Here is a 16,274-nt window from a genome sequence, read left to right on the forward strand (position 1 = left end):
CCGCGTTCCACGGACTTCCGAGATGAACCTTTTTCTTTGATGCGGAAAAAAAACGAAGGTTTGCATGGGAATGGCCAGAATCGGCGTCGGAGCAGGGTTTGAGGAAGGCAAAACCCTCTATAATGGCGACAACCTTTTTTCTTTTATTTTCCACCCCGTCACGGCCGTCGGAAAATCCGGGGCCTGCTGACGATTCAGAGGAAACTTATGTCGACCTGCAACGGTATGGTTTTTGAACTCAACGGCGCCCGCGCGCTCTCGGACTTCCGCGCCGCGCGCGTGCTCGCGGCCCTGCAGCGCGTCTCTTCCAACATCGAAGCGGTCTCGGGCCGCTTCGTGCATTTCGTGCATGCCTCCCGCGAGCTCACGAAGGCCGAAGAGGAACGCCTCGCTTCGCTTCTCACCTACGGCGACGCCGCCGAGGACGTCCGCGCCGACCTGGCCTTCATGGTGGTGCCGCGTCTTGGCACGATCTCGCCCTGGGCCTCGAAGGCCACGGACATCGTGAAGAACTGCGGCATCGAAGGCGTCCTGCGCGTCGAGCGCGGCACGGTCTACAGCCTTGCCCTCAAGGTTCCCCTCACGGAAGAGGAGGCCGCTCAGGCCGCCGGCGTGCTTCATGACCGCATGACCGAATCCGTCGTCGCCCGCGACTTCCCGGCCGAAAACCTCTTCGTCGAGCTCGAAGGCCGTCCGATGGCGACCGTCGCCCTCGTCGAGGAAGGTCGTCCCGCCCTTGAGCGCGCCAACGTCGAGATGGGCCTTGCGCTCTCTCCCGACGAGATCGACTACCTCACCGACGCCTTCACGAAGATCGGCCGCAACCCGACCGACGTCGAGCTGATGATGTTCGCGCAGGCCAACTCCGAGCACTGCCGCCACAAGATCTTCAACGCCCGCTGGACGGTCGACGGTGAAGAGCGCGAGGAAACGCTCTTCGGCATGATCCGCCGCACGCACAAGATGGCCCCGCAGGGTACGATCACGGCCTACGCCGACAACGCCGCCATCTTCGAAGGCGCCGAAGTCACGCGCCTCTATCCGCGTCCGGGCTCCGGCAATGAATTCGGCCGCGTCTTCGAGCGCAAGGACGAAATGACCCACACGGTCTTCAAGGTCGAGACCCACAACCACCCGACTGCCATTTCTCCGTTCCCCGGCGCCTCCACGGGCTCCGGCGGCGAAATCCGCGACGAAGGTGCGACGGGCCGCGGTGCTCGTCCGAAGGCCGGCCTGTGCGGCTTCACGACCTCGAACCTCAACCTGCCGGAACTTCCGCAGGGTTTTGAAAACGACTCCGACACGGTGACGGGTGAAAAGACGGATGCCAAGTACGGCGCCCCGTCCCGCATCGCCACGCCGCTCTCGATCATGACGGAAGGCCCGCTCGGCGGCGCCGCCTTCAACAACGAGTTCGGCCGTCCGAACATCCTCGGCTACTTCCGCACGTTCGAAGCCAACATCGGCGGCACGCGCTACGGCTACCACAAGCCGATCATGCTCGCCGGCGGCATCGGCAACATCCGCGACGACCAGACGAAGAAGGACGTGCCGCCCGCCGGCAGCCTCCTGATCGTCCTCGGCGGCCCCGGCATGCGCATCGGCCTCGGCGGCGGCGCCGCCTCGTCCATGACGACGGGCTCCAACTCCGAAGCCCTCGACTTCGACTCCGTGCAGCGCGGCAACCCCGAAATGGAACGCCGTGCCCAGGAAGTCATCGACCGCTGCTGGTCCATGGGCGACGAAAATCCGATCATCGCCATTCACGACGTCGGCGCGGGCGGCCTCTCCAACGCCATGCCCGAGCTTGCCGACCTTTCCGGCAAGGGCGCCACGTTCGACCTCTCCAAGGTTCCGGTCGAAGAGTCCGGCATGAGCCCGCTCGAAATCTGGTGCAACGAATCTCAGGAACGCTACGTCATCGCGCTTGACGCCGCCAAGATCGACATCTTCCGCGACTTCTGCGAACGTGAGCGCTGCCCGTTCGCCGTCCTCGGTACGATCACCGAGGAGGCCGACCTCAAGCTCACGCGTCCCGAAGAGACCCCGGCCGTCGACATGCCGATGGAAGTTCTCCTCGGCAAGGCCCCGCGCATGCACCGCGACGTCGCCCACGTCGAAACGAAGCTTTCCGCCTTCAAGAGCGAAGGGCTCGATCTCGCAAAGGCTGTCACGGACGTCCTGCGTCACCCGACCGTCGGTTCCAAGTCCTTCCTCATCACCATCGGCGACCGCTCCGTGGGCGGCCTCGTCTCCCGCGACCAGATGGTCGGCCCCTGGCAGGTGCCCGTCGCCGACTGCGGCGTGACCACGCTCGGCTTTGAAACGAACCGCGGCGAAGCCATGTCGATGGGCGAACGCACCCCGATCGCCGTGATCGATGCCGCTGCTGCGAGCCGCATGGCCGTGGGCGAAGCGCTCACCAACATCGCCGCCGCCGACGTGAAGCTCCCCGAAGTCAAGCTCTCCCTCAACTGGATGGCTGCCTGCGGCGCCAAGGGCGAGGACGCCAAGCTCTTTGACGCCGTCAAGGGCGCGAGCGACTTCTGCGTTGCGCTCGGCATCTCCGTGCCCGTGGGCAAGGACTCGCTCTCCATGCGCACCGCCTGGGAGGACAACGGCGAGAAGAAGTCCGTGACGAGCCCCGTCTCGCTCATCGCCTCCGCCGCAGCTCCCGTCGGCGACGTGACGCTCACGCTTACGCCCGAACTCAGGAAGATCCCGTCGGTGCTCGTGCTTGCGGACCTCGGCTGCAGCCGCGCCCGCATGGGCGGCTCCATCCTCGCCCAGGTTGCCCAGCGCTTCGGCGACACGGCTCCCGACTGCGAGGATCCCGCCATGCTCGCCCGCTTCATGGGCGCGCTTCGCACGCTCGTCAATGAAGGCGCCGTCGTGGCCTACCACGACCGTGCCGACGGCGGTCTCGCCGCCACGGCCTCTGAAATGATGTTCGCCTCTCGCCTCGGTGTGAAGCTCGACCTGACGTCCCTCACGAAGGACGCCGACGTCTTCGCCGCTCTCTTCAACGAAGAGCTCGGCGGCCTGATGCAGGTGCCTGCCGAGAAGGCCGCCCGCGTGGCCGAAGTGATGCGCGAAGCCGGTCTTGCCTCCGTCTGCCACTTCGTGGGTGAAGTCGTCGACGACGATGCGCTCACGATCAGCGCCAACGGTGCCGAACTCGCCCGACTCGACCGTGCCGACCTCCAGAAGGCCTGGACGGAAGTCTCCTGGCAGATCGCCCGCGGCCGCGACAATCCCGCCTGCGCCGACAGCGAGTTCGCCCGCATCGAGCGCAAGGATGACACCGGCCTCTTCGCGAAGACGACCTTCGACGTCAATGAGGACGTCGCCGCTCCGATGATTCTCACGGGCGTGCGTCCGAAGATCGCCATCCTGCGCGAACAGGGCGTCAACTCCCAGACGGAAATGGCCGCTGCGTTCACGCGCGCCGGCTTCGACGCCTATGACGTCCACATGACGGACCTTCTCACGGGCCGCGCCGACCTCGCCGAGTTCACGGGCCTTGCCTGCTGCGGCGGCTTCTCCTACGGCGACGTGCTCGGCGCCGGTGGCGGCTGGGCCAAGACCATCCTTCACAACGACCGCATGGTCGAGATGTTCCGCACGTTCTTCAACCGCGAGGACACCTTCGGTCTGGGCATCTGCAACGGCTGCCAGATGATGAGCCATCTGCGCGACCTGATCCCGGGCGCCTCCCACTGGCCGGAATTCGTGCGCAACACGTCCGAGCAGTTCGAGGCCCGTCTCGTGAACGTCGAGGTTCTCGAGAGCCCGTCGATCTTCTTCGCGGGCATGGCCGGCAGCGTGATGCCCGTCGTGAACTCCCACGGCGAAGGCCGCGTGCAGTTCCTGCGTCCGGAAGACGCCGCGCTCGTGAAGGCCGCCGCCCGCTTCGTTGATCCGTGCGGCAACCCGACCGAGGTCTATCCGTACAACCCGAACGGCTCCAAGGGCGGCCTCACGTCCGTGACGACCGAAGACGGCCGCTTCACGATCATGATGCCGCATCCGGAGCGCTCGCACCGCGCCCAGCAGCTCTCCTGGCACCCGGCCGAATGGACGGACGCCTCGGGCTGGATGCGCATGTTCCGCAACGCCCGCAAGTGGGTCGGCTAAGAAGCCGGCTCCGCTCCCGACGGAGGGCCTTCGGGCCCTCCTGATGGAGGACGACGGAAAGAGATGGGGCCCCGATTCGGGGCCCTTTTCACAGGGTGACGCTCAAATGTGAAAACGCCCTGCAGGTCTTCATGTCCTGCAGGGCGTTCGCGTTTCAAGAGAAATTACATCGACTTCGCAGGGACCGGCGGGCGGTTTTCCCAAGCGGCGGTTCCCCAGAGCGGGATCGTCGAGAGGCTGTGCTTGAAGCTGCCCGTCGTTTCCTTGGTGGAGTAGGAGATGTAAAGGAGCGTCTGCGTCTCGGCGTCGTAGATGCGGCGGATCTTCATCGTCTTGAGCAGAATGCTCTTCGACTTCGTGAAGACCACTTCGCCCGACTTCGTGCGGTCGATCGTGGCGATCATCTCGGGCGTGATTTCGCCCGTTTGGCGGCAGGAGACGGAGCTGTCGGACGGATCGGCGAGCGAGAGGTTGGCCTCGATGCTCGCGACATGGCAGGTGACGCCGGGAACCTTCGGATCCTGGAAGGTGTTGATCTTGATGTCCTTGAGCGTGAACATGCCGAGCGAGACGTCGCCCACTTCGTCGCCGCCCGAGCAGCCGGTGAGAGCGAGAACGGAGGCGGCAGCGAAGGCCGCGAGAAGCTTGGTCTTCATGCGTGTGGTCCTTGTCGGATTTGGTTTACGGTGTCGTCATTATATATGGCGGGCGGGCGTCGTCCTGTCCTGGGCGTACTACTTCAGCGCGAAGCCCTGCGTCTGCAGATAATCGAGCAGGAACCTGCGGCGCTCGCGGGCGATGACGGGATGGATAGAGTCGCGGAAGGTCGCCTCGCGGGCATTGCTTCCGCGTCCAGCGTAGTAGGCTCGCATCGTTGCGTCATAAGCGTCAAGTTCGGCTGGCGCGGGTTCTTCGTAGCCGTTTTCCATGAAGGTGATGGTGGTGGGCAGCCGCGGCTTGACGGGATTGCGCACGGCGGGATGCCCGAAGGCGATGCCGACGACGGGAAAGACGTTCTGCGGCAGGCGCAGAAGCGCAGAAACCTCTGTGATGCCGTTCCTGATCCCTCCGATGAAGCAGCCGCCGAGCCCGAGGGATTCAAGCGCCGTGAAGGCGTTCTGGGCCATGATGCCCGTGTCAAGGCAGCCGACGAGGAACTGCTCGATCCAGCCGAGGTCGGCCTCGGGGCAGAGTAGCTGAAGGCGGTGGTAGTCGGCGCAGAAGACCCAGAATTCAGGTGCGGCTGCGACATGGGCCTGACCGCCCGAGAGCTCCGCGATCCTAGCTCGAAGTGCTGGATCGGTGACGCGGATGATGCTTGTCACTTGCAGTGCGCAGGATGTGGACGCGGCGCGCGCCGCATCGAGGATCTGCGTGCGCAGTTCGGCCGTGACGGGCTCGTTGGTGAAGGCGCGCACGGAGCTGTGCGCGAGCAGGGTTCGGATCGTGTCGTTCATTATGAACTCCTTAAGGGTGATGCATCGAGTCTAGCCTTCTTGCCCGTGCGGGAGTACCGCCGTTCACGAATCTGAACGAAAAAAGCCCGCGGCCTCAAGGGACGCGGGCGAAGGACCGCCTTGCGGTCGGTCTGGTTTCCCGGACGCACCCCACACGGTGCGTCCGGAGGGAGAACCTGATGGTTCAAGAGGAGATTATTTCGCCTTGAGCGTGAAGTTGTGGCAGCTGTTGCACATCAGCTCAGGCTGCTTGGAGGGCTTGTCGGCCTTGTGGCATTCGACGCAGTTGACGGCGCCGAGGTGCGACTTGTGCGGGTTGGGCTCGAGGTTCTTCGTCTTTTCGGCGAGGGCGTCGTAGCTCTGGTGGCACTGGAGGCACTGGCCCTTCGTGGCCCAGCCGGTTTCGGCGGGAAGCTGGCCGCCGTGGACTTCGGCGAGGGTCTTTTCAGCAGCGCAGGCGCCGAAGGCAAGGCCCAGACCGAGGGTGGCGACAAGCGCCATGGTGATGGTTTTGGTCATGATTCGATACTCCGGAAATTAGTTCTTCTGGGCCTTTGCGCGGGCGGCGATTTCGTTGCCGGCGATGCGGCCGAAGACCGTCGCGGCACCGAGCTGTGCGCCGCCAGCGTAGTTGTGGAAGAAGATGCCGCCTGCGGAGTTGCCTACTGCGTAGAGGCCCGGGATGCTCGTGCCGTCGAGGTTCTGGATTTCAGCCTTGACGTTGATGAGCGGGCCGCCGAAGGTGGCCGTCATGCCGCCCTGGAAGGGCACGGCGTAGAACGGAGCCTTGGCGACTTCGTGGGGCTTCTTGTAGGTGCAGGGCGGGTTCATTTCGCCGAGCTTGCCGGACTTGACGGCTTCGTTGTATTCCTTGATCGTCTTGACGACCTTTTCAACCGGGAGCTTGACCTGCCTGCAGAGCTCTTCGATCGTGTCGGCCTTGCCGTACGGGCTGTTGAGGCGGTCGAACTTCGGAATGACCTTGTCGAGGACCGGGCAGGTGCTGTCGACGATGACCCAGGCCATGTTGTCGAGCGTCATCTGGCCGGTGGTGCGGGCCTTGATCACGTACGTGTTGTTTTCGTCCATGAAGCGCACGCCGGAGGTGTTGAACTGGACGCCGTAGCCGGAGTTGAGGACGTCGGCCGGGTTCACGTGCGTGGCGCCGATGATCGGGCCGGAGTGGAACTGGTCCATGTTCACGAACTTCGTGTAGAGCGGCATGCACAGCGAGATGTTTTCACCCGTCGTGGACTTGGAGCCGCGCAACACCATGCGGGTGGCCCAGCCGCCGATGTAGCGGTCGACCATTTCGGGGTTGGCCGAGAAGCCGCCCGTGGCGATGCAGACGCCGCCCTTAGCCATGAAGGTCCTGAAGCCTTCCGGAGTGGCAACCTTGACGCCCTTCACGGCATAGAGGTCGTCGTGAATGAGCTCAACGGCCTTGTGCTGGTACTTCACTTCGATGCCGCGCTTGGCGCAGGCGGCAAGAAGCTTCTGCACGAGCTGGGCGCCGCCGGTGAGGCCTTCGCCCATGACGCGGCAGGTACGGCCCAGACGCGGATACGGCATCGGGCGGATCTTGCCGAACTTGACGCCGATGTCCTTTTCGAGCCAGTCGATGCCGGCGGAGATGTTATCCGTGTAGCAGCGGTTGAGAGCCTTGTCGCCCATCTGCTTGGAGACGTCCATCATCATGGCATAGAAGTCGTCAGCCGTGTCCTTGATGCCCTGTTCGGCCTGGTGGCGCGTGCCCCAGCCGCAGATGGAGCCGAGGGCGAAGATGGCGTTGCCGTCGGGACGGTCGCGCTTTTCGAGCACGACGACCTTGGCGCCGGCGTCGTGGGCCGTGATGGCGGCGATCAGGCCGGCAGGACCTGCGCCGAGAACGACGGCGTCATAGGTCTGGGCGTTGGCGGCCTGTTTTGCCTGGGCCTGGGAGGAGAGGCCGAAGCCGGTGGCGCCGGCAGCGGCGGCACCGAGGAAGGAGGTCTTGAGAAGACCGCGGCGGCTCATATCGGTATGAGACATTGTTGATCTCCTGGGAATCCGGGTCGGGGATTCCGTCATTTAGGGGGAAGAATCTGTAGGGTGGGCGGGACTCCATCCGGTTTCTGTGGCTTTTGTGAGCCCCGCCCTGTTGTCGTCGAGGAGCTGTATGCATTGTCCTCTTGAGGCACCACTACGTAGTGCCGCATGAGGTCAACGAAACGTCACTTTCTGAAGCGTCTCTTAAGGTCAGGCCTTGAGAGCGTTCAGGGCGGAGCCGGCACGGAACCAGCTCAACTGCTTCTCGTTGTAGGAGTGCTTCGCCTCGAAGCGTTCCTTCGTGCCGTTTTCATGCGTGAGTTCGATGACGACGCGGCTGTTGGGCGCAAGGGTGTTCAGGTTGAGAACCGAGATGCGGTCCTTTTCCTGAATCTTGTCGTAGTCGGCCGGATTCACGAAGGTGAGTGCGAGGATGCCCTGCTTCTTGAGGTTGGACTCGTGGATGCGGGCGAGGCTCTTGGCGAGGACGACGCGGACGTTGAGATAGCGCGGTTCCATGGCGGCATGTTCGCGCGAGGAGCCTTCGCCGTAGTTGTCGTCGCCGACGATCACGCTGGCGATGTTGTTGTTGCGATAGTGGCGCGCAACCTTGGCGGGCGTGTCATAGGCGTTCGTGTCCGTATTCCAGACCTTGCCGGAGACTCCGTTGAAGGCGTTGACGGCGCGTTCGAGCAGGTTGTCCGAAATGCGGTCGATGTTGCCGCGGTACGGAAGCCACTTGCCGCCCGGGGAGATGTGGTCGGTCGTGCACTTGCCCTTGGCCTTGATGAGGAGCGGAAGGGCGGTGAAGTCCTGGCCGTCCCAGGCGGGGAACGGCTCGAGCAGGCGGATGCGTTCGGCCGTCGGGCTCACCTTGATCTCGATCTTCTCGAAGTCGGGAATGACGCAGCCCTTGATGTCGGAGACGAAGCCCTTGGCGGGGAGTTCCTGACCGACCGGGGCGGCGAGCTTCATGTTCGTACCCTTGGCGGTGCGGACCGTGCCCTCGAGCGGGTTGAACGTCAGGTCGCCGTTGATGGCCATGGCCATGACCATTTCAGGCGAGGCGAGGAAGGCGTTGGTGAGCGGGTTGCCGTCGTTGCGGCCGGCGAAGTTGCGGTTGAAGGACTCGATGATGGAGTTGGGCGTCTTGTCGCCCTTGAGGTTGCCGATCGTGCGCTTCCACTGGCCGATGCAGGGACCGCAGGCGGTGGCGAGGACGGTGGCGTGGAGTTTTTCGAAGACCTCGAGGACGCCGTCGCGCTTGAGCGTGTCGTAGATGCGGGTCGAGCCGGGAACGACCATCAGCGGGGTCTTGATCTCGACGCCGTTTTCGAGTGCCTGACGGGCAATGGAGGCGGCGCGGGTGATGTCCTCGTAGGAGGAGTTCGTGCAGGAGCCGATCAGGGCGACCTGAAGCTGCTGCGGATAGCCCTTGGCCTTGACCGTTTCGGCGACCTTCGAGATCGGCATGGCGGCGTCGGGCGAGAACGGACCGTTGATGTGCGGTTCGAGTTCGGAGAGGTTGATCTCGACGACGCGGTCGTAGTACTTGGCCGGGTCGGCATAGACTTCCTTGTCGGCGGCGAGGTCGACCTTGGAGGCGAGGTCGGCAACGGCCTGACGGCCCGTGGCGGCGAGGTAGCGGGCCATGGAGTCGTCGTAGGCGAAGACGGAGGTCGTGGCGCCCATTTCAGCACCCATGTTGCCGATCGTGGCCTTGCCGGAGGCGGAGAGCGTGGCGGCGCCTTCGCCGAAGAACTCGACGACGCAGTTCGTGGCGCCCTTGGTGCTGAGCATGCCGGTGAGCTTGAGGATCACGTCCTTGGCGGAGGCCCAGCCCTGAAGCTGGCCGGTGAGCTTGACGCCGATGATCTTCGGCATCTTGAGCTCCCATTCCATGCCCATAAGGGCGTCGACGAGGTCGGCACCGCCCACGCCGATGGCGAGCATGCCCATGCCGCAGGCCGTCGGGGTGTGGGAGTCGGTCACGAGCATCATGCAACCCGGGAAGTTGTAGTTTTCCATGAAGACCTGATGGCAGATGCCGGAGCCGGCGGGCCAGAAGTCAAAGCCGTAGCGGCGGGAGACGTCGCGCAGGAACTCGTACGTTTCGACGTTGCCCTTTTCGGCGACCTTGAGGTCGGGAATGGCGCCGACGTTGGCCTGAACGAGGTGGTCGCAGACGAGCGCTGCGGGCAGTGCGATGCGTTCCTTGCCCGAGGAGAGGAACTGAATGATGGCCATCGGGCCGCCGATGTCATGCGTGCCGGCGCGGTCCGGGCGAAGTTCGATGTAGTCGACTCCGCGCTTGAATTCACGCAGGCTTTCCGGATGGTAGAGGTGCGTGAAGAGGATCTTTTCCGTGAGCGTGAGCGGACGGTTGAGCGTGCCGCGCACGACGGCGAGCTTCTTCGGGTATTCGCGATAGAAGGCCTCGATCATGTCGAAGTTGCGGATCTTCGACGTGTCGGCAGCAACGCCATCGGCGGCCATGACGACGGACGGGATCGTGGCGGTGGCCGCGGTGGCTGCGGCGCCGACGGCGGCTGTGCGAAGAAGAGCACGACGGCTGAGCGCGAATGTCTTTTCCTGCATGGAAATTTCTCCTTGTTTGATGGACTGCAGATGGGGCTGGACGCCTGCGGTCCTGTGTTTCACGAGTTTCTCGAGTTTCTCGAGTTTCTCGTGTATGAGTCATTGACGAAGTGCTTGGACATCAAGGGTCCCGAGCTTCGACAGGACGCATTCTTCGCTTGCGTCACCTCTAGTGGTGAATGTGAAAAATCAAGGATCTCGTTTTTGCTAGGGTTTTTACGAGGAAGGGTTTGCCCAGGTGTCGTCGTCGGCACCCAAAAGCCCGTATGATGAATGAAAATCTTCCTTCGAAGTCCTCTAAGTCATGTTTGCACAGATTTATAAAGGTTTCGGATTGCATCGGTTCTGGAATTGTCTGGCAGCCTTCGACGGGGCCGCTGTCCGTGTGTTATCCGTCCTTGTGGCCGTTCTTCTGATGTCGGTTAGCTTTATACCGGGAGATGCAACGGCTCGGTCCGACGACGAGGTTTATCCCGTTGATGCAACGCTTTTGCGAGCGCCCGCCCATAGATTTTCGACACCGCCTGTCAATGTAAAGAGACCTGTGAGGTTGGCGATTGTGAAGTACGTTCGCCCGTCGCCCAACGAGGAGATCGTGCCCGCGTCCGTCGCGGCGCTCAAGCAGTACTTCGGCGAGGACCGCGTGCAAGTGGCGCACCTTTCGCTCACGGAGCTCAGCGAGGCGATCAAGCGGGGCGATGTGGACGTCTTTCTCTCGAGCGCTGGCTTTTACAGGCGTCTTGCCGACGAAGGCGTCAAGTCGCTCGTCTCGGCCGTTTCGCTTTCCTATCCCGACCCGAACCACGGCGAAGGCACGGCGATCGTGGCGGCCGCCGACCGTTCGGACATCGAGTCCCTGAGGGACCTGAAGGGCGGCGTGCTCGCTACTTCGACGCCAACGGCCTTCACGGGGCTGCTCGTCCCCTATGGCGAGATGATGAAGCAGGGGATCAAGGTGGACGGGTTCTTCCGCGAGACGCTTTATCTGGGCGACGATGACGCGATGGAGACGGCGCCGAGGCACCTGCTTGACGGTACGGCTGACGTCGCCTTCCTGCGACTCTGTTTTCTGGAGGAGTGGCTCGAGCGCCATCCCGAGCATCAGGGCAGATTCAAGGTGATCAACAGAAAGGACGGACCGGGCGAGGTCTGTGCCAGATCCACCGAGCTCTATCCGACCTGGACCGTGGGAACCACAAAGGTGACGGATCCGAGGGTCTCGCGCTCCGTGACGCAGGCCCTTCTCGCTCTGAAGCCCACGGGTGCCAACGGCATCTACTGGGGCGTGGCGACCGACTACAGCTCGGTCGACAAGCTCTTTCGCGAGACAAGAACGGGGCCCTATGCCTATCTCAACACCTGGAGCCTGAAGCGCTTCATCGCCGAGTACTGGCACTGGCTCATGCTCGCGGGGGTCCTTGTCGCGGGCCTGACTTTGCACAGCGTGCGTGTGACGCAGCTCGTGCACAAGCGGACGGCCGCCCTGAGGCAGTCCCTTGCCGAGCTGCAGGTCCTCAAGGAGGAGGCCCAGGGGGCGGCCCAGCGCATCGAACGCCTTGAGCGTGCCGGCGTGGTGGCGCAACTTTCCGTCATTTTCGCGCACGAGATGAGGCAGCCGCTCGGTGCCATCTCGCTCTACAGCTTCGGCCTGAGAAGGATGCTCGGCAACGGCTCGACCGACACCGCCAGGATGACGGACGTCATCGACAGGCTGGATCGGCAGACCGAACGCGCCAACGAGATCGTCGCGCGCGTGAGAAGCTACGCGAAGGCCGAGCAGCCCACCCGCGTCCTCGTAAGCCTGCGCGAGCAGGTCGACAGGGCGGCGGCCGACCTCAAGACCACGGGACGCTACAGCACGGCGCTCAGGGTCATCGTCACCGACGAGCCCGTCGTGACGGCCGATCCTCTCGAGATGGAGCTCGTTGCACTCAACCTCATGAAGAATGCGCTCGAGGCGTCCGACGCCGCGGGCGGCGCGGGCGAGGTCGTGGTGACGCTCTCCGAGGAGGACGAACGCGCGATCATCACCGTGGCCGACGACGGCGGCGGGACGCGCGAGACCGTCGAGCGCCTCAACAGAGGACTCGGCTCCACGAAGGCCGAAGGGCTCGGACTCGGGCTTTCGATTGTGCGCGGCATCCTCGAGGCCTACGGCGGCAGGCTCGCCTTCAGCGCACGCCGTCAGGGCGGGCTCGTGGCCCGCGTGACCGTGCCCGTGAGGGAGGTCTCCGGAGAGCCGTCGCCTTTGGATGACGATTCCTTGGCGACAGGCGATAATGCTGTTCGAGACAACAGGGACGAGAAGGCCTCCTGAGGCCGGGAGACGCAAGCATGGCAAGACGACAGATCAGAACGCTCACGCCCACGGAGCTCGCGCGGGTGCAGCAGGGAGCGCTCGTGCGCATTGTGGATGACGACGATTCGCTTCGCGACGCGCTTCGCTTCGTGCTCGAGACCGAGGGCTGGCGCGTGGCCGACTACAGGTCGGCGAACGACTTTTTCAGAGGGGACGCACCATCGGTGCCGGGCTGCGTCGTCATGGACGTGCGTATGCCGGGACTGACGGGCATTGAGGCGCAGGCCGTCATGAACGAGCGCGGCTTCAGCCTGCCCGTCATCTTTCTCACGGGGCATGGCGACATCGACATGGCCGTGATGGCGCTCCATGAAGGCGCAGCGGACTTCATCCAGAAGCCCGTCGACAACGAGCGGCTTCTGGCCGTGATCGCGTCCACGGCCTTTGAGAGCCTGAGCGGCGCGGGCGCGGTGCTTGACGGCGAGACGGCGAAGGCGCGCTGCGCGGAGCTCACGAACAGGGAGCGCGACATCGCGAGGCTCGTGGCCGAGGGACTCACGAACAGGCTCATCGGCGAAAGACTCTCGATCGCCGTGCGTACGGTCGAGGTGCACAGGGCGTCGGCTCTGAGAAAGCTCGGCGTCAGGACGCCCGAGGAGGTGAGGGCCGTGCTCGAGGCGGGCGCCTGACGGGCAAGGAAGGACGAGATCGGACGTAAGGCAGGCGCAACGAAGCTCCGCTAGACTCTGCGCACCATCAACATCACTCTAAGGAGTTGCGCCGTGGCCGATCATCACGACGAGGAAGCCGCATGTCCGAAGTGCGGCGGCACGATCACCTTCACGCTCTGGGAGAATCTCGTCGCAGAGAAATACCCCGAAGCGGCGGAAAAGCTCATGAGGGGCGAGCTCTTCGCCTATGAATGCCCGCACTGCCATGCGACGGGCAACGGCTACTATCCGCTTCGCTTCACCGACATGACCTCAAAGGTCATGGTCGACTATCCCGCCACGACCGACCTGCGCGTCGCGGGCGAGATGGTGAACGAATTCAGGGAGAAGCAGAAGCTCTTTGCTGAGACGGGCTTCCCGCTTGACTACGACTACCGCGTCGTGATCGACCCGAACGCCCTCGTCGAAAAGGCCCAGATCTTCGCGGCCGGGCTCGACGACCGCGTGATCGAGGTCGTCAAGTGCTTCATGACCGACGCCTTCCTCGCGGAAAACCGCTTCTACCGCAAGGTGCAGCTGCGTTTCCTCAAGGGCTCGCCCGAACACTCCTTCTACGTGCTTGGCACCGAAGGTGAAGTGCTCACTCGCATTCTTCTCGACATGGATTACTACGCGATGGTGAGGGACGTGATGAAGCTCGACGAAATCGACGAGGCCGTCGTCAACGAGGCCTGGGCCGACGACTACATCCGCAGTCACATCGAGGACTTTCAATGAGCGGTGGAAACCCCTGAGGTCTATGCCTTATGGCGCAGACCCGTGTCGTAACCTATGATTGCCTGACACATTCCAGACACGGCATAAACAGACGGACGCACCCATGCGCATCACCATCATCGGACTCGGACTCATCGGCGGCTCGGCCGCGCTCGCCTGGAAGCAGGCGCATGCCGAGGGCCGCTTTCCAGGCGGATCGCTCTCGATCACGGCGGTCGACACGAATCCCGCAACGCTCTCGCTCGCCCTTGAGCGGGGGATCGCCGACCGCGTGACGCCCTCGATCGTCGAGGGCGTGCTCGACGCCGACCTGGTGCTTCTCGCGGTCCCCGTGTTGGCCATGGGCGCCGTCATGAAGGAGGTCGACCGCGCCGCGCCCGTCGACGCCGTCATCACGGACGCGGGCAGCGTGCGCGGCAGCGTGATCACGGCCGTGCGCCTGAACGCGCGCCCCGAGCGTATCCGTCACTACGTGCCGCTTCATCCGATTGCGGGCGCTGAAAAGGCGGGGCTCGAGTTTGCGACGCCGACCCTCTACAGGGGCGCAACGGGTGTCGTGACGCCGCTGCCCGAATCCGATCTTGAGGATGCGGCCGTCGTCGTCGACCTCTGGCGTGCGGCGGGCCTCACGGTCGTCGAGATGACGCCCGAGGAGCATGACCGCATCTACGCGATGGTCTCCCACGTGCCCCACATGATCGCCTTCGCGCTCATGGACATGGCCGTCTCGTCCCCCGAGAGCCGGACGGCGCTTGCCGCCGCAGGCGGGGGATTTCGCGACACGACCCGCATCGCGGCCGCCGACGCGCGCATGTGGGCAGACATCACGAGAGCGAACCGCACGGCCATCCTCGACGGCATCAGCCGCTTCGAGGCCGCCCTCACGCATCTCAAGGGGCTCGTGGCCGCCGACGACTACGAGGGCTACAGGACCTATTTCGAACGCACGGCTGCGGCGCGCAGGGAGATCAACTCGAGCCTGCCGCCCGTTCAGGCGGGCAAGTCGGGCGGGGACGCAGGGAAGGTCTGAGACCCTGCACGATAATTCAGAGCAGTTCGCGCCTGTACGCGTACAATTCATGCACTGCGCACCACGCGTGCGTTTTGACCGGCCAAGAACAGAGACAGAGTGAAAGGAGAGAAGAGATGAGCAACCGTCTGCCGCGAGCGCTGCTTGCAGACATTGCCGCCGTGATCGGCTCGGGTGACCACGCGTCCGCCCTGATGATGTTGGGCGACGAGTCGGGACCCGAGGCTTCGGCCGCCGTCTCCTCCTACCGCGCCCAGTGCGCTGCGGCCCTCGGGGACTTCGACGCCGCCGAGCGCCATTTGCGCGTTGCGCTTGACCTCGTCGAGCGCCGCCATGGCCGCCTTGCCCGCAGACGAGGCCGCGTGCGAGCGCCTTGCCGCCGCCCTCACGATTCTGTCGCCCGCCGATGCGCCCGTGACGCCGACCCTTGAGGTCATCTCGCCCGAGCTCACCGCCGTGCGCCTTCGCCGCATGCTCGCAGCCGTCTTCATGAAGGCGGGACGCGAACTTGACGCCGAGATGGAGCTCGCGCTCCTGCCCGTCGAGGCAAGAAGCCTCTGATGAACTGAAGCGGCCTGTTGAAGAGGCCTGAAAAACGAAAAAGGGACGGATTGCGGAAAAACCGCACCGTCCCTTTGTCATGTCTGAGAACCGCCGGTTGGCGCATCAATTGCGTTCCGCTTCACGCACGGCCTCGGAGGGCGTCTTCCTGCCCTTGACGACGTCGTCGAGCGCATTGCCGTAGTCCTCGAGCACCGAGAGCGCGCCGCGCACGAGTTCGGTCATGGCGCCGCGGGTCGGCAGGGGCACGCCCGTCAGGCAGAAGGTCGTCTTGAAGCAGACGACGCCCGTGTCGAGGTCCATTTCGAAGTTGCCGAGCTTGAGGCCGCAGTTGGCGCGCGTGACGAACTCCATCACGCGGCGGCGGTCTTCTTCGGCGACCTTGAAGGGCGCGTAGGCGTGGCAGAGCACCACGTCCTCGAGAAGATGGATGTAGAGCGGGGTCTGGCCGATGCGGCAGTCAAGGTCGAACCCTGCGTCGAGCGTGCCGGTGCCGGCGTCGAACCCGTAGGTCCAGCCTTCATGCTCGAAGGCGAGCTTGAGAACGGTGGCGACTTCGGGCAGATAGGCCATGATGGACTCCTTCATTCAATGGGTGTGGCGACGAAAGAGTGTAGCAGGGCGATCCTTATCCGATGCACGGTTCCTTATTGGGAATTTCTCGTAGTTCTACGCAGAATGCTTTTTGAACGGATTCCCCGCGCATTCCCCATCCA

General features: G+C 64.0%; 13 protein-coding genes. 6 read left to right on the forward strand and 7 right to left on the reverse strand.

Annotated elements, in window-relative coordinates; translation table 11 throughout:
* Positions 1–207 precede the first annotated feature (207 nt).
* Complete coding sequence (gene purL / locus HMPREF3036_RS03615) at positions 208–4,137, forward strand: phosphoribosylformylglycinamidine synthase (RefSeq protein WP_062331642.1); 3,930 nt, start codon at positions 208–210, stop codon at positions 4,135–4,137.
* 164 nt (positions 4,138–4,301) lie between these two features.
* Here the strand turns inward: purL and HMPREF3036_RS03620 are convergent, their stop codons facing one another.
* From HMPREF3036_RS03620 to HMPREF3036_RS03640, 5 genes are all read right to left on the reverse strand, one after another.
* Positions 4,302–4,793, reverse strand: coding sequence for a CreA family protein (locus HMPREF3036_RS03620; protein WP_062331646.1), 492 nt, complete (start codon positions 4,791–4,793; stop codon positions 4,302–4,304).
* Positions 4,794–4,871: 78 nt separating this feature from the next.
* Positions 4,872–5,594 (reverse strand): oxygen-insensitive NADPH nitroreductase, encoded by a 723-nt coding sequence (gene nfsA, locus HMPREF3036_RS03625; protein ID WP_062331649.1) that lies wholly within the window; start codon positions 5,592–5,594, stop codon positions 4,872–4,874.
* Between the two features lie 195 nt (positions 5,595–5,789).
* Complete coding sequence (locus tag HMPREF3036_RS03630; RefSeq protein WP_062331653.1) at positions 5,790–6,113, reverse strand: cytochrome c3 family protein; 324 nt, start codon at positions 6,111–6,113, stop codon at positions 5,790–5,792.
* An 18-nt stretch (positions 6,114–6,131) separates the two neighbouring features.
* Positions 6,132–7,625 (reverse strand): FAD-dependent oxidoreductase, encoded by a 1,494-nt coding sequence (locus HMPREF3036_RS03635; protein ID WP_062331656.1) that lies wholly within the window; start codon positions 7,623–7,625, stop codon positions 6,132–6,134.
* Positions 7,626–7,832: 207 nt separating this feature from the next.
* Positions 7,833–10,220, reverse strand: a complete 2,388-nt coding sequence (locus HMPREF3036_RS03640) for an aconitate hydratase (protein WP_082897335.1) — start codon at positions 10,218–10,220, stop codon at positions 7,833–7,835.
* A 559-nt stretch (positions 10,221–10,779) separates the two neighbouring features.
* Here HMPREF3036_RS03640 and HMPREF3036_RS03650 point away from each other — a divergent pair.
* From HMPREF3036_RS03650 to HMPREF3036_RS03665, 4 genes are all read left to right on the forward strand, one after another.
* Positions 10,780–12,537 carry a sensor histidine kinase gene (locus HMPREF3036_RS03650; protein WP_231853562.1) on the forward strand — a complete coding sequence of 586 codons (1,758 nt, stop codon included), beginning with the start codon at positions 10,780–10,782 and terminating at the stop codon, positions 12,535–12,537.
* A 17-nt stretch (positions 12,538–12,554) separates the two neighbouring features.
* Positions 12,555–13,208 carry a response regulator transcription factor gene (locus HMPREF3036_RS03655; RefSeq protein WP_082897337.1) on the forward strand — a complete coding sequence of 218 codons (654 nt, stop codon included), beginning with the start codon at positions 12,555–12,557 and terminating at the stop codon, positions 13,206–13,208.
* A 93-nt stretch (positions 13,209–13,301) separates the two neighbouring features.
* Complete coding sequence (locus HMPREF3036_RS03660; RefSeq protein WP_062331664.1) at positions 13,302–13,967, forward strand: CpXC domain-containing protein; 666 nt, start codon at positions 13,302–13,304, stop codon at positions 13,965–13,967.
* A gap of 103 nt (positions 13,968–14,070) precedes the next feature.
* Entirely contained in the window at positions 14,071–14,997 is a 927-nt protein-coding gene (locus HMPREF3036_RS03665; protein WP_062331667.1) for a prephenate dehydrogenase, read from the forward strand.
* Positions 14,998–15,044: 47 nt separating this feature from the next.
* Here the strand turns inward: HMPREF3036_RS03665 and HMPREF3036_RS03670 are convergent, their stop codons facing one another.
* On the reverse strand, positions 15,045–15,332 hold the full coding sequence (locus tag HMPREF3036_RS03670) for a hypothetical protein (RefSeq protein ID WP_062331671.1): 288 nt from the start codon (positions 15,330–15,332) through the stop codon (positions 15,045–15,047).
* On the opposite strand from HMPREF3036_RS03670, the gene HMPREF3036_RS03675 reads away from it, so the two are divergent.
* On the forward strand, positions 15,331–15,558 hold the full coding sequence (locus HMPREF3036_RS03675) for a hypothetical protein (protein WP_062331673.1): 228 nt from the start codon (positions 15,331–15,333) through the stop codon (positions 15,556–15,558). The two genes, HMPREF3036_RS03670 and HMPREF3036_RS03675, sit on opposite strands and share 2 nt — an antisense overlap.
* A gap of 105 nt (positions 15,559–15,663) precedes the next feature.
* On the opposite strand, the gene HMPREF3036_RS03680 is transcribed toward HMPREF3036_RS03675, so the two are convergent.
* A complete protein-coding gene (locus HMPREF3036_RS03680) occupies positions 15,664–16,131 on the reverse strand; it encodes a YbjN domain-containing protein (RefSeq protein ID WP_062331676.1) in 468 nt (155 codons plus the stop codon).
* Between the last annotated feature and the right edge of the window lie 143 nt (positions 16,132–16,274).

Source organism: Sutterella sp. KLE1602 (assembly GCF_001578585.1).
GTDB lineage: Bacteria > Pseudomonadota > Gammaproteobacteria > Burkholderiales > Burkholderiaceae_F > Sutterella > Sutterella wadsworthensis_A.

Coding starts and splice junctions, on each gene's coding strand:
- nfsA (WP_062331649.1), bottom strand. CDS start 5,594: ATGAACGACACGATCCGAACCCTGCTCGCGCACAGCTCCGTGCGCGCC.
- HMPREF3036_RS03675 (WP_062331673.1), top strand. CDS start 15,331: ATGGCCGCCTTGCCCGCAGACGAGGCCGCGTGCGAGCGCCTTGCCGCC.
- HMPREF3036_RS03665 (WP_062331667.1), top strand. CDS start 14,071: ATGCGCATCACCATCATCGGACTCGGACTCATCGGCGGCTCGGCCGCG.
- HMPREF3036_RS03670 (WP_062331671.1), bottom strand. CDS start 15,332: ATGGCGGCGCTCGACGAGGTCAAGCGCAACGCGCAAATGGCGCTCGGC.
- HMPREF3036_RS03630 (WP_062331653.1), bottom strand. CDS start 6,113: ATGACCAAAACCATCACCATGGCGCTTGTCGCCACCCTCGGTCTGGGC.
- HMPREF3036_RS03620 (WP_062331646.1), bottom strand. CDS start 4,793: ATGAAGACCAAGCTTCTCGCGGCCTTCGCTGCCGCCTCCGTTCTCGCT.
- purL (WP_062331642.1), top strand. CDS start 208: ATGTCGACCTGCAACGGTATGGTTTTTGAACTCAACGGCGCCCGCGCG.
- HMPREF3036_RS03635 (WP_062331656.1), bottom strand. CDS start 7,625: ATGTCTCATACCGATATGAGCCGCCGCGGTCTTCTCAAGACCTCCTTC.
- HMPREF3036_RS03680 (WP_062331676.1), bottom strand. CDS start 16,131: ATGGCCTATCTGCCCGAAGTCGCCACCGTTCTCAAGCTCGCCTTCGAG.
- HMPREF3036_RS03655 (WP_082897337.1), top strand. CDS start 12,555: ATGGCAAGACGACAGATCAGAACGCTCACGCCCACGGAGCTCGCGCGG.
- HMPREF3036_RS03640 (WP_082897335.1), bottom strand. CDS start 10,220: ATGCAGGAAAAGACATTCGCGCTCAGCCGTCGTGCTCTTCTTCGCACA.